Below are 12,102 nucleotides of genomic sequence, written 5' to 3'. Positions count from 1 at the left end.
TCTCTTTTAGTCATTTTGTCTCATAAACCCAACAAAAATAGAAACCAGCCACCCCTGGGGGCTTACTGGTTTCTTAGCTATTCCCGAATCGCACAACGGTTTGGGCCGATCTCCATTTCCCGCTGAGCTTCTGTTTCTGGTTTTTGTTTTCCCATATTTGTTTCACGGATGTCCTGGTAGCTGTTTGGCTGTGGCGGCAAGTTGTCTGTCACCGCGCTTCGGAATTCATTTTCGTCCTCGATGTTCAACCCATGATTCTCGTTATAGAGGATCCCGAGATTTTCTGAAATGCTTCCGTCTTCACTCATTTCTTTGATGCTCATATAGTGGGCAGGCAGAACAGTCAGGCTATCCGGCAGAGATTTATATCTCTCATAAAGGGTGTTACGTAAATCAGCCACCCAATCTTCAGCCTTTCCTGCCAAGTCAGGACGACCGATGGAATCGATGAACAGAATGTCTCCCGTGAGTAGATACTTATCATCGACAATAAAAGACGTACTCCCAATGGTGTGGCCGGGAGAGTATATAGCTTTGATGGTCGTTTGCCCTAACTGAAATTCATCGCCGTCATGCAAGGGGCTATAATCATATGTTACTTCATCGGCATCCTTCGGAGGTAAATAATAAGAAGCCTGCTGTTTATCAGCCAGCTTTTTTCCTCCTGAAATATGGTCGGCATGCAGATGAGTGTCGAACACATGGGTCAGCTTTACGCCTTTTTCCTTAATCATCTGTTCATATGGCTCCAGCATCCTGTTTGTATCAATCATTGCTGCCTCGCCATCCGATATGACCAGGTAAGACAAACAACCTTTTCCGATCCTGACGAACTGAATCAAACTACCACCGGCAACCGTTCCGATTTCAACCGGCTCTAAGTGTTCACTGTATGCTTTCATTCCTCCAGCAATTGAATAGACATTATCGTACCCTGCCTCGGCGATCTGCTCAGCGACAAATTGAGAAGATCCTCCTTTGGCACAAATCGTATAAATCGGTTTATCCTTTGGCAAATGGTCGACGACTGGATCAATTCCTTCTAATAATTCGAAGTAAGGTTTATTCACAACATCTACGTTTTCACCTTCAATTTTCCAATCATCAAACTCATCGGTATTTCGGACATCTAAAATAAAAACCTTTTCCCCTGACAAGATTTTCTTGGTAAGTTCCTTTACTGTAACTTCTTTGACCTGTTGGCCTATGCTCATTCCTATTCTCCTTTCATTTAAAATGTGAGCGTGATGTTGGCATCATTCGCAAAGTTCAAAAAGCTGGCAGCTCCACCAACATCTATACCCTCCACAAAATGGTCTTTCTCTAAGCTCATCACGTCCATTGTCATCTGACAGGCGATCATTTTCACATTCATTTCACTTGCCATGCTTACCAATTCTTCTATTGGAGGAACATTGGCACGTTGAAAACCTTCCTGGAAATGTTCTGTTCCTTCAGGCATCGGCAATTGTTTGTGTCCTTCCTTGTGAATCAAATTCAACCCTTCAAACGTGAAAAAGATGCCGACTTCAGCATCTGTCGCTGCAGCGGCTGTACAATATTGAATACTTTATATGCATCGAACATTCCGCCATTCGCTGCTATAATAGCTACTTTCATTTTTCATCCTCCTAGTTATTTTGTTCTGTCGGTCCTGACCATTCTTTCATGCCGGGAACCACATTTTTGACATTTTCAAATCCTTTCGCAGCCATTTTCTGTGCAGCTAGATCACTACGGCTGCCTGTTCGGCAAACCACATGAATATCATCATTTTTATCCATTTCCTCAAACCGTTTTTCTAGTTCATCCAAAGGAATGTTAATAGCACCAGGGATATGGCCGAATGCGTATTCAGCAGGTTCACGGACATCGATGACAGTAACTTTTTCATTACCTTCTATCTTCTGCAGCAAATCATCCAAAGCCATAATATCTTTATGTTTCGTTTCTGTTTTCTCTTCATCTGCACTGGCTTTTCTCAAATAATGTTTGAATACATCGCCTTCTTGCGTAGAACCTAAATATTGATGTCCGGTATTTTCAGCCCAGGCTTTAATATCGGTCGTCGACCCTTTGTCCGTTGCCTGAATTTCCATAACCATACCCGGATCTAAGCTTTCGATTCCTTTTTTGGTTTTAACAATGGGCATTGGACAGGCTAGTCCTTTAGCATCAACCACTTTATTGACGGTAACTTCCACCTTGTATTCACTCCTTTCGTCCTTATTATTGATAAGCTTTCTTTTAATATGCTGAGTTATTATTGCCATTGGTTTGTCGGCAACTTTTTTATATTTAGGTATAAAAAAAGCACCCCAATTGGTGTGCTTGAAAAATAAAATAATTATGAATGCCATTTACAATCCTTCTAACTCTTTTTCTGGAATATCCGCTTCCTCATTATTGGACTTAATAATTTCTACATGTCTTAAGTTACCGATACTATCAAAATCTATGGCTAAGGTATCTCCTTCTTTCGCAAAAGCAATCAGCCTTTCTTTTAACACCATCATTTCATTATGCTTGTTGCCTTTATCAACAAGTACAGCGTACAGCCCTTCAAAACGGTCCAAGGTGTATTGATTAATCATTAGGATGTCTCCCTCTCTTCGTAGTTTAGTTGGAGATATTAGCCTGTATCATTTCTTCTCTTAGTTATCCCTACCCTTGTCAGAAAATTAAAAACAGGTATTTCTTGGATTTTGTCGAATTATTTGGATTTTATGATAGGTATGGCTCAAAATTAATCAAAATAGATTATGACAAAAGACTTATTTGATACATTTTGTAAAGAAAATGTAATATAAATGTCGTTTTATTCCCTGTTTTATTATAGAATAAACATAGACATGATGAAGGAGGAACAACAGTGCGCACGTTTTTATTAGCCTTATTGGTCATTTTCATGATCAGCTTCGGAGTCATTGGCTATACGGACACGGGAGAAGAAGGCGAAATTGAAATCAAGGATGATAATCAAACCGAACATTTGGTTATCCAGAGTATTGCCACTTTTAAAACAAAATAAAAATCCGCCTGTCATGGATGACAGACGGATTTTTTTACTGGTTCATGACTTTTTCAAAATTGAAATCAACGCTTGGCGTAATATCGGCAAATAATGACCGCTTCATAATCTGTAATGCATTACTGTTATCATTTTTATCTTCCGACGCGACCAAATCCTCCGGGATATAAAGGTCGTACTCGCGCATGTAGGCACCGTTAGCTGTAAACAATACACACATATCTCCTGTCAATCCTGTCAGGATGAGCCGATTTACTCCCATTTGTGTCAGGAGGATATCCAGCTGGGTACCATAAAAGCCGGAATGTTTTGGTTTGATAACAAAAAAGTCGTCATTAGCCGGTCTCATCTTTTCAACGATGGGTTTTCCTTTTCCTTTTCTGCACTCTTCCACTATTTCTTCAGCATTATCCTGCCAGAGGCCAAAGTTGTCATTAACATAAATGACAGGAATGTTTTTGGCTTTTGCCTCTTGCTTAAATGTATGGAGATTATCTATCATCTCCAAGCCATTTTCAAGTAAGTCTTCTCCTCCATCAAAATCCATTTTATTAATGACGTCTATAATCAACAAGGCTGTATTGGATTGCTGCATTCTATTACTCCTCTATGATTCGAATTTTGGCGGTTCAGCCGGCATGATTCGTTTATGTGCCGATTTCCGGTGAAGAGCTTCGATAATTTCTTTATCTTTCTCCGCTATTTCTTCGCCTCGCAAGTATGCGTCTATCGTATCGTAGGAAACACCCATTTCTTCCTCATCCGTTTGACCTTCCCACAATTCTGCACTCGGTTTCTTATCGACGACCTGAGAAGGTACACCTAGATAGCGAGCCATCTCCTTGACTTCTCCTTTAGTCAGATGGATAAGTGGGACAAGATCGACACCGCCATCCCCATATTTCGTGAAGTATCCGGTGTAATGTTCAGGAGCATTGTCTGTCCCTACCACTAGATAGCCGTAATTTGCAGCGACTGAATATAAAGTGCTCATACGCAGTCTCGCCTGGAGATTAGCACCGTTCAACTGAGCGTTCTCTTCATTCCAATCCTGACTTTGCCGTAACTGTTCCTGTATCTCGTTATAAGTGGTCTGATAACTTTGGGTCAACTCGATACCAACATATTTTAAATCAGCTTCTTGCACTACTGCTACGGCATCCTTTTGATCTTCCACTCGCTGATTAATTGGGAGGATGACACCGATGGAGTTTTCCGGAAAAGCCCGTTTGATCAGATTCGCTACTACCGCGGAATCAATTCCTCCACTTACACCTACCACGGCACCGTTAAGTCCAGCACCCTCTGCCTGCTGCCTTATCCAAGTAACTAGATGTTCGACTCGTCTTTCCATACTCATTGTATCTCTCCTTCTTTTTAACCATTTATCTATACCTCAAGTTCCTTTCCAGACCTGTTTCTAAACATTCTGGTTTACTCGGTTGTATGTAAGGAAATAATCCTATACAGATTGACATGTAAGGAGAGAGATTATGCCGAAGCCATATAGACGCGCCGTTCAATTCAGCATCACACTTGCTGCTTAGATTTTTATCATGACCATTGTGTTCATGCAGATCGAAAACTATACATTTTTTGATAGTTTCTGGATGACAATCGTATCCGTTTTGGCCATCGGATACGGTGATTTGGTTCCTGTCAGCAATGCAGGGAAAATTTTCGCCATGTTGTTTGTTCCGCTTACTATGGGGTTTTCAACCTACCTGCTGACCTTTGTGGCAGCATCTATGATTGAAGGTCGACTATCTAAAAAATGGGAGAGAAAAAAGATGGATAACCAGATTAAACGTATGAAAAATCACTATATTATTTGTGGCTACGGCCGTGTAGGGGAACAGGTTCTAAGAGAGTTTTCCGAGTAGAATTATGAGGTGGTTATCATTGACAATGATGAAGAAGCAGTAGAAAAGATTCCGGAAGACATCCCTTACATTAGGAATAATGCGAAAAGGAATGACGTGCTCAACCATGCGGGGATTAAGAGAGCAAAGGGAATCGTCATCACTACTTCCGATGATGCTGCGAATGTTTTTATTACACTGACAGCCAAGGGATTAAATAAAGACATTGAGACAATTGTACGGGCAGAAGAGTTTGAAACTGAAGATAAAATGAGACGTGCCGGTGCTGACCATGTCGTCAACACGAATGATATAGGCGGAAGAAGAATGGCTCTTTCTATGATCAAACCTGCCAGCATCCATTATATCGATTCCATCATGCATGCAGAATCCGGCCATCATAAGGTAGAGGAAATTACGATTGGTCAAAACTCTAAGCTTGCCAATAAAAAAGCAACCGAACTTCGCACTCAGGATGATTACGGGATTTCCGTCCTTGGGATTGAACGTAAGGGAGAATTTATTGGCCTGGCAGATAAAGATGCCATTATCCAAACGGATGATAAATTGATCCTGTTCGGCGATGCCAAGAACATTAAATTTTTTACAGAAAGCTCATTCGAATAAGCACTCCGGGCAAATGACTTTAAAAACTTCTTATCGTGCGTGATAATAACAGACAGAGGATTTTTATTTGCAGTCGTTTTAAAGGAGTGCTGATCATGATAGAAAAAGAAAGACAGGTGCTAGTCATTTTCCCTCACCCGGATGATGAAGCGTTTGGTGTTTCCGGTACAATTTCCTCCTATATTAACCAAGGGACGCCGCTGACTTACGCCTGCTTAACCTTGGGAGAAATGGGAAGAAATCTTGGCAAACCTCAGTTTGCCAACCGTGAAACCCTCCCATTAATTCGGAAAGAGGAATTGAAGCTTGCTGCAAAAGCAATGGGGATTGAAGACTTGCGGATGATGGGGTTTCGTGACAAAACATTGGAATTCGAAGATGATGAGAAAATGACCCAATTGGTCCGCGACCTCATTAAAGAGATCAACCCGTCATTAATTATTACTTTTTATCCAGGTTATGCTGTCCATCCCGATCACGAGGCTACTGCCCGTGCTGTTATACGCGCAGTTCGCGAAATTACCCCCGCAGACCGCCCGAAACTGCATTGCCTTGCCTTTGCGAATAATACATTTGATGAACTTGGTGCTCCCGATGTCATCAATGATATCAAAGCAGTGAAAAAGCAGAAACTGGATGCCATGCGGGCTCATATATCACAAACGGCCCGTATTCTGGAAATGATCGAGGAAGGAATGAAAGTCAATGATCCAGAAGCGTTGAAATGGGTCACCAAAGAGAGCTTTTATACGTATGACTGGAACAACGATACCGTAAGCTGAAAAGCTGTCCTGCCGGACAGCTTTTTAACTTGTGAAGAAACCCGCGTTTTCCTAAACGACTCCCTAAACCACACCACGATAAAGAACTTTACATCGTTTAGCGCTCCTTATGGGCGGGTACATATTAAACACGACATTGCATAGAAAGGAGCATACTTTCATATGGCAGATAAAAAAGGTCTAAGCGATAAAATGAAAGCCGGCGTGTCAAAAGCTAAAGGCGAGATGAAAGATCAAGTCGGTAATGCAAAAAACGATCCTAAGATGCAGGCAGAAGGAAAAAACGAAAAGGATAAAGGTGAATTTCAGGAGAAAAAAAGTGAAATGAAAGATAGCTTTAATAACGGAAAATAAAAGCAAAGAACAAAAGCGCAAGCGCCTTGCTCACCCCCGACAAGCTTAAGACAAGCCTCGCCGTGACGTTTTTTGTCACAGAGAGGATTGACTTAAGACCTCGAGGGGGTAGGCGCTGGAGCTGGATGGGACCAACCACGTAAAGTTAAGAAAATTTTATAATTTCCTAGACAACGACGAAAAGCCGCTTCCTGGTTCAGGATAGCGGCTTTTCTTATGTTTCTGTATTCATTTCTTTAGGTTTTCGAACAATGCTGAGCACACCAGCTATTATATAGAATAACCCGGCGACCACAGCGACACCAATGGTTACAATAGTGGCCATAACCGCAATGACAATCAATAATATCCCGGCAAGCTTTGGCTTTTTATTTCCTTTTAACATATAGATGGCCCATATACCAGCAAGTAAAGCAATCACAGCTGTTATTATAATGACCATCGCACCATCAGCTATCCCTTCTATCATCTGGTCAATATTGACCTCCTCCAGGTTAGCTTCAGGATCCTGCTGAATAGTTCCTTCCAACGTGTTCCTGAAATCAGGATTGTCTTTCGCATTAAGTACAATCCCAAGCATCCCGGCAATCAGGCCAAAGAGCGCAATCCCGATGCTGGTCACTACTATTTCGGCAGTCCGCTTCATACATTTTCAACTCCCATATAAAGGTTGCATTATTCCTGTTTTTCATTAAAAAGAATAACATACCAGTCAACGATAGGTTCTAGTAAAAAACCCACTTGCCTGATGATGGTTCAGGCAAATGGGCATCTATTACTTCTCTACATTTTGCAGTTTCTTCTTCTTCGCTTCTTTTTCACGTTCATTCTTATTCAAAATCTTTTTACGGATACGGATGGATTCCGGAGTAACTTCACAGTACTCATCATCATCCAAATATTCAATCGCTTCTTCCAGCGTAAGTTTACGAGTCTTTTTGATCGTATTCGTGGTGTCTTTATTAGCAGAACGGATGTTGGTCAAATGTTTTTCTTTCGTAATATTAACCGTCAGGTCATTATCACGATTATGCTCTCCGACCACCATGCCTTCATAAACTTCTGTACCTGGATCGACGAAAATCGTTCCACGATCTTCCAGGTTCATAATGCCATACGTGGAAGATTTCCCTTTATCCAGTGAAACAAGTACACCTTGACGACGACCGCCAACTTGCCCTTGGGCAAGGGGAGCATAGCCATCAAATGTGTGGTTCAAAATTCCATACCCACGTGTCTGAGACAAGAATTCAGTCGTGTAGCCGATCAGGCCGCGGGATGGTACAAGAAACTCCAAGCGGACTTGTCCATTACCATCGTTGACCATATCCTGCATTTCACCCTTACGGAGTCCGATTGATTCCATAACCGCCCCTTGATATTCTTCTGGAACATCAATTTGGACGCGCTCTACCGGTTCACATGTTACGCCGTCTACTTCTTTCAAGATGACTTTCGGTTTGGACAATTGCAGCTCAAAACCTTCACGGCGCATATTTTCCACCAGGATAGACAGGTGAAGTTCTCCTCGGCCTGCTACGATCCATACGTCAGGTGATTCTGTAGGTGTAACACGCAGGCTGACATCTGTTTCAAGCTGAGTCATCAAACGTTCTTCAATTTGACGGGATGTAACATACTTGCCCTCACGTCCGGCAAACGGACTATTGTTCACGAGGAACGTCATTTCAAGTGTCGGTTCATCGATACGTGGAATTTCCATTGCCTCTTGATGGTCAGGAGGGCAAATGGTTTCTCCGACGTTGATATCTTCCATTCCGGAAACCGCAATGATGTCTCCAGCTTTCGCTTCTTTAATTTCGATACGTTTTAGACCGATGAAGCCAAACAACTTCGTCACGCGGAAGTTTTTGACGGATCCGTCTTTTTTCATCAGGACGACGGATTGTCCAACTTTGATACTGCCGCGGAAAATCCGGCCGACTCCGATTCGTCCGACATAATCGTTATAATCAAGCAAAGTAACCTGGAACTGCAATGGGTCATCTGAATTCTCGACAGGTGCCGGAATATTATCCATAATCGTCTGGAACACAGGGTCCATGGTTTCTTTTTGAGTCTCTAATTCAGCTTCTTCACTGGAAGTTCCATTTAATGCAGACGCATAGACTACCGGGAACTCCAATTGATCTTCATCAGCACCAAGCTCGATGAAAAGGTCCAATACTTCATCCACGACCTCTTCCGGCCGGGCACTAGGACGGTCGATTTTATTCAATACGACAACCGGCGTCAACTTTTGTTCTAATGCCTTTTTCAATACAAACCGTGTCTGCGGCATGCACCCTTCATAAGCATCGACGACCAGTAATACGCCATCGACCATTTTCAGGATCCGTTCTACTTCGCCACCAAAATCCGCGTGGCCGGGAGTATCCAGAATGTTAATTCGGGTATCATTATAGTTAATCGCGGTATTCTTAGCTAAAATCGTAATTCCGCGTTCTTTTTCTAAATCATTCGAATCCATTGCGCGTTCGTCCACATGCTCGTTGTCCCGGAACGTGCCGGAATAACGCAACATTTGATCAACTAACGTAGTTTTTCCGTGGTCAACGTGAGCGATGATCGCTACGTTACGGATATCATTTCTGTGTTGCATGGTGCATACACTCCTCTTTTGCTTTTAGAAAAGCCTGACTTTACGTACAAAAATTATTCAACTTGACTATTATAACACAATAACAACTATGATAATACACCTAACTTATATTTTGCTATTCTTCCCATTTACGATTCAATAAAATCAATTATTTGATTGCAATTGTCAATTCATAGTCTTATATAACATAAAAAGATATTTCGAAAAAGTGCCACAAAGTTGCCACAAGATTATACGGACAGGTTCATAGTTTTTCTTTCATGCAAATGATAAGCTATAAATGAATGTGATTATTTACAAGTAAGGGAGTCATTATGATGAGAAAATCGTTGTTTTTACTGGGATTTTTTATTACGGCTATCGTACTTACTGCTTGCGGAGGAGATCAGTCCGGAAATGCTGAAGAAGAGGAAATGGAGCCGATGATCGCAACTGAAGTAATCATACCGGAAGATATTCAGCCTGGCGAAGAAGCCACTTTTCAGGCTAAGGTTACCCAGGGAGATGAAGCTGTCGAAGACGCTGACTATGTAAAGTTTGAATTTTGGGCTGAAGGTAATGAAGATGAAGATAATGAAAAAGTGGAAGCCGAACACCAGGGTGATGGCGTATACGAAGTCTCCTATACGTTCCCGGAAGAAGGAGTATATTTCTTATATGCACATACTCAGGCAAGTGATATGCACGTCATGCCTAAAGAACAATTTACCGTAGGGGATGGAGAAACGGAAGAAGTACAGGAAAAAGCAGAGGAAGACCAATCTGATGAACACCATGATTCTAAAGATATAAAGGTGGCATTTGATTCTAACGGAGAGTGGAAACCAAATGAAGAAGCTAAACTGGAGGCAGACATAACTCAAAACAAAAAGCCGTTTGAGAATGCAACCGTCCAATTTGAAATTGTTTCTGACAAGCTGGATAAACACATATTTGTTGACGCCGCTGAACAAAAGCCAGGTGAATATGAAGGAAAATATACCTTCCCTTCTACTGGTAACTATGAGCTAATAATCCATTACGTAAAAGAAGAAACACATGACCATATAAGCAAACAAGTGAAAATAAACGAATAGTGAATAAGGGGCTGTCCCAAAAGTCTCTTTAAAATGAAAAAAACCACGAAGAAATTAATTTTTCTTCGTGGTTTTTTCGTTGTGAGCTTATTTCCCCAGTGAAACAGGCGGTTCCACTCCGCCTGTTTCAGGAAGTTGTGGGCGATGGCGACCAGCCCAAACTCTATATTCACTTTATCCATGCCCCGGAGAGAAAATTTCCGGAACGACCGATTGCCTTTGATATGACCGAACACACTTTCTACCTCAACTTTTCGTCTGGCATAGATGCGTGCTCCTTCGTCACACCAAAGGCTTTCTCTTGCTTCCTTCTTCAGTTTTTCATATTCCGGGTTATAGTAAACACGCCGGTTTCCTTTTGCTTTCGTGCATTTTTCTTTTAAAGGGCATCCGGTACACTCTTCACATTCATAGACCTTGAATCTTCGCGTATATCCGTACCGGTCGGTACGGTGAGAATGGAATTGAAAAGGAACCTTGCGTCCATTCGGACAAATGTAATAATCTCCATCTGCCTTGTACTCCCAGTTCATAACCTGACTCAGGTCTTTTTTGAACGAACGAGACTGCTCTTTTCGCATCGTGTTGTATGGGATGAGTGTCTCAAACCCTTCCTTCTTCGCGTATTTGTAATTGGATTCTCCGCCATAACCTCCATCAGCGACAATTGTGTTGGGGAATGGAAGATCTGCAGCCTGTAGCTTTTGAATATGCGGTTCAAAACAACGGGTGTCCGTAGGACGCTGATGGATCGAGTAGCCGATAATGAATTGGTTTTCTGTTCCTGCCTGCACATTATAACCAGGTTTTAACTGCCCATTCTTCATGTGATCTTCTTTCATTCGCATAAAAGTGGCATCGGTATCTGTCTTGGAAAAACTATTGCGATCACCGAAGGTGGCTAGCTGGGTTTCATACTTTTTCAAACGAGGAAGGTAGTCCTGTCTCAACGATTTATAGATACGTCGTTTGGCACGGAATATTTCCTTTTTTTCTTTCTTCTTCACCTTATCAGTTTCCTCTTCGACCGCCTTTTCCGCTTGTTCTACCTGTGCTTCTACCTGCTCGACAACTTTTTCTAATTGTTCGGAAGTTACTCGCTTGGCAGAAGACCCCTCATCAGTGAGTATTTTTTCATCCAACTCAATGGCATCTTCAATATCCGCGAAAGTTTGATTCAATTTTTCCTGTAGTTTTTCTTCGTAACCTTGGACGGATTTTTTCCACACAAACGTGTATTTATTGGCATTCGCCTCGAATTTGGTTCCATCGAGGAAGTAGTTGTCCATGGATATGTATTCTTGGTCGATCAGAAGTTTAATCAACTCCGTGAATAAAGGTTCAATGATCGCTTTCATCCGTTCTGAACGGAACCGGTTGATAGTTCGGAAATCTGGTGTCTGTTGGCCGGCCAGCCACATCATCGGCAGATGTTCTCTAAGGGATTTGGCGATTTCACGGCAGGAATAGATTTTTTGCGTATAGGCGTATAAGATAACTTTTGTCATCATTTTGGGATGATAGGAGCTCCGACCGCCGCCTTGATATTGAGAGAAAAAGATGTCATCGTTGACCTGTTCCACCATGGCATGAATGACACGGACCACATGGTCCTCAGGAATTAAATCACTGAAGTCCATTGGTAGAACTAACTGCCCCATGTTATAATCAATAAAAGTAGCTGAAGAGTTACTCATAAAAAATCGCCTCACTTTTCGTTTTTTGTTTGTTTGGTCGCTTACATTAT

The 12,102-nt window shown here is 41.9% G+C and carries 14 protein-coding genes and 1 pseudogene; 6 read left to right on the top strand and 9 right to left on the bottom strand.

Annotated features, from left to right (window positions below):
- Positions 1-77: 77 nt before the first annotated feature.
- The 4 genes and pseudogenes from B9Y67_RS04260 to B9Y67_RS04245 form a co-directional block, all read right to left on the bottom strand.
- Positions 78-1,214, bottom strand: a complete 1,137-nt coding sequence (locus B9Y67_RS04260) for an MBL fold metallo-hydrolase (protein WP_085505521.1) — start codon at positions 1,212-1,214, stop codon at positions 78-80.
- A 17-nt stretch (positions 1,215-1,231) separates the two neighbouring features.
- Positions 1,232-1,620, bottom strand: a pseudogene (locus B9Y67_RS04255) (DsrE/DsrF/DrsH-like family protein).
- An 11-nt stretch (positions 1,621-1,631) separates the two neighbouring features.
- On the bottom strand, positions 1,632-2,204 hold the full coding sequence (locus B9Y67_RS04250) for a sulfurtransferase TusA family protein (protein WP_085505650.1): 573 nt from the start codon (positions 2,202-2,204) through the stop codon (positions 1,632-1,634).
- 156 nt (positions 2,205-2,360) lie between these two features.
- A complete protein-coding gene (locus tag B9Y67_RS04245; protein WP_254901696.1) occupies positions 2,361-2,594 on the bottom strand; it encodes a DUF3006 family protein in 234 nt (77 codons plus the stop codon).
- Between the two features lie 278 nt (positions 2,595-2,872).
- Here B9Y67_RS04245 and B9Y67_RS20610 point away from each other — a divergent pair, with 278 nt between their 5' ends.
- A complete protein-coding gene (locus tag B9Y67_RS20610; RefSeq protein ID WP_176223912.1) occupies positions 2,873-3,031 on the top strand; it encodes a hypothetical protein in 159 nt (52 codons plus the stop codon).
- A gap of 34 nt (positions 3,032-3,065) precedes the next feature.
- On the opposite strand, the gene B9Y67_RS04240 is transcribed toward B9Y67_RS20610, so the two are convergent.
- Together B9Y67_RS04240 and nadE are read right to left on the bottom strand one after the other, a co-directional pair.
- A complete protein-coding gene (locus B9Y67_RS04240) occupies positions 3,066-3,626 on the bottom strand; it encodes a cysteine hydrolase family protein (protein WP_085505520.1) in 561 nt (186 codons plus the stop codon).
- Positions 3,627-3,638: 12 nt separating this feature from the next.
- Positions 3,639-4,385, bottom strand: a complete 747-nt coding sequence (nadE, locus tag B9Y67_RS04235) for an NAD(+) synthase (RefSeq protein ID WP_085505648.1) — start codon at positions 4,383-4,385, stop codon at positions 3,639-3,641.
- A 202-nt stretch (positions 4,386-4,587) separates the two neighbouring features.
- On the opposite strand from nadE, the gene B9Y67_RS04230 reads away from it, so the two are divergent.
- From B9Y67_RS04230 to B9Y67_RS04215, 4 genes are all read left to right on the top strand, one after another.
- Positions 4,588-4,914: an ion channel gene (locus B9Y67_RS04230; RefSeq protein WP_085505519.1), complete on the top strand. Its 327-nt coding sequence runs from the start codon at positions 4,588-4,590 to the stop codon at positions 4,912-4,914.
- A gap of 9 nt (positions 4,915-4,923) precedes the next feature.
- Complete coding sequence (locus B9Y67_RS04225) at positions 4,924-5,520, top strand: potassium channel family protein (RefSeq protein WP_085505518.1); 597 nt, start codon at positions 4,924-4,926, stop codon at positions 5,518-5,520.
- A 95-nt stretch (positions 5,521-5,615) separates the two neighbouring features.
- Complete coding sequence (bshB2, locus tag B9Y67_RS04220) at positions 5,616-6,302, top strand: bacillithiol biosynthesis deacetylase BshB2 (RefSeq protein WP_176223911.1); 687 nt, start codon at positions 5,616-5,618, stop codon at positions 6,300-6,302.
- 162 nt (positions 6,303-6,464) lie between these two features.
- Positions 6,465-6,656: a CsbD family protein gene (locus B9Y67_RS04215; protein ID WP_085505517.1), complete on the top strand. Its 192-nt coding sequence runs from the start codon at positions 6,465-6,467 to the stop codon at positions 6,654-6,656.
- Between the two features lie 214 nt (positions 6,657-6,870).
- Here the strand turns inward: B9Y67_RS04215 and B9Y67_RS04210 are convergent, their stop codons facing one another.
- Both B9Y67_RS04210 and typA read right to left on the bottom strand, forming a co-directional pair.
- On the bottom strand, positions 6,871-7,302 hold the full coding sequence (locus B9Y67_RS04210; protein WP_085505516.1) for a DUF4064 domain-containing protein: 432 nt from the start codon (positions 7,300-7,302) through the stop codon (positions 6,871-6,873).
- 129 nt (positions 7,303-7,431) lie between these two features.
- Positions 7,432-9,279 carry a translational GTPase TypA gene (typA, locus tag B9Y67_RS04205; protein ID WP_085505515.1) on the bottom strand — a complete coding sequence of 616 codons (1,848 nt, stop codon included), beginning with the start codon at positions 9,277-9,279 and terminating at the stop codon, positions 7,432-7,434.
- A 317-nt stretch (positions 9,280-9,596) separates the two neighbouring features.
- On the opposite strand from typA, the gene B9Y67_RS04200 reads away from it, so the two are divergent.
- Positions 9,597-10,355, top strand: coding sequence for a FixH family protein (locus B9Y67_RS04200; RefSeq protein ID WP_176223910.1), 759 nt, complete (start codon positions 9,597-9,599; stop codon positions 10,353-10,355).
- On the opposite strand, the gene B9Y67_RS04195 is transcribed toward B9Y67_RS04200, so the two are convergent.
- Entirely contained in the window at positions 10,298-12,052 is a 1,755-nt protein-coding gene (locus tag B9Y67_RS04195; RefSeq protein WP_085505646.1) for an IS1182 family transposase, read from the bottom strand. The two genes, B9Y67_RS04200 and B9Y67_RS04195, sit on opposite strands and share 58 nt — an antisense overlap.
- Between the last annotated feature and the right edge of the window lie 50 nt (positions 12,053-12,102).

The organism is Thalassobacillus devorans (assembly GCF_900176565.1).
In the GTDB taxonomy this organism is placed as follows: Bacteria; Bacillota; Bacilli; order Bacillales; family Halobacillaceae; genus Thalassobacillus; species Thalassobacillus devorans_A.
The sequence above is the reverse complement of the archived record's forward strand: the minus strand, read 5'-3'. Positions and strand labels throughout refer to the sequence as shown.

Excerpts from the sequence above, each read along its gene's own strand:
- B9Y67_RS04260 (WP_085505521.1), bottom strand. The coding sequence starts at position 1,214 with ATGAGCATAGGCCAACAGGTCAAAGAAGTTACAGTAAAGGAACTTACC.
- B9Y67_RS04245 (WP_254901696.1), bottom strand. The coding sequence starts at position 2,594 with ATGATTAATCAATACACCTTGGACCGTTTTGAAGGGCTGTACGCTGTA.
- B9Y67_RS04240 (WP_085505520.1), bottom strand. The coding sequence starts at position 3,626 with ATGCAGCAATCCAATACAGCCTTGTTGATTATAGACGTCATTAATAAA.
- nadE (WP_085505648.1), bottom strand. The coding sequence starts at position 4,385 with ATGGAAAGACGAGTCGAACATCTAGTTACTTGGATAAGGCAGCAGGCA.
- B9Y67_RS04230 (WP_085505519.1), top strand. The coding sequence starts at position 4,588 with ATGACCATTGTGTTCATGCAGATCGAAAACTATACATTTTTTGATAGT.
- bshB2 (WP_176223911.1), top strand. The coding sequence starts at position 5,616 with ATGATAGAAAAAGAAAGACAGGTGCTAGTCATTTTCCCTCACCCGGAT.
- B9Y67_RS04215 (WP_085505517.1), top strand. The coding sequence starts at position 6,465 with ATGGCAGATAAAAAAGGTCTAAGCGATAAAATGAAAGCCGGCGTGTCA.
- B9Y67_RS04210 (WP_085505516.1), bottom strand. The coding sequence starts at position 7,302 with ATGAAGCGGACTGCCGAAATAGTAGTGACCAGCATCGGGATTGCGCTC.
- typA (WP_085505515.1), bottom strand. The coding sequence starts at position 9,279 with ATGCAACACAGAAATGATATCCGTAACGTAGCGATCATCGCTCACGTT.
- B9Y67_RS04200 (WP_176223910.1), top strand. The coding sequence starts at position 9,597 with ATGAGAAAATCGTTGTTTTTACTGGGATTTTTTATTACGGCTATCGTA.
- B9Y67_RS04195 (WP_085505646.1), bottom strand. The coding sequence starts at position 12,052 with ATGAGTAACTCTTCAGCTACTTTTATTGATTATAACATGGGGCAGTTA.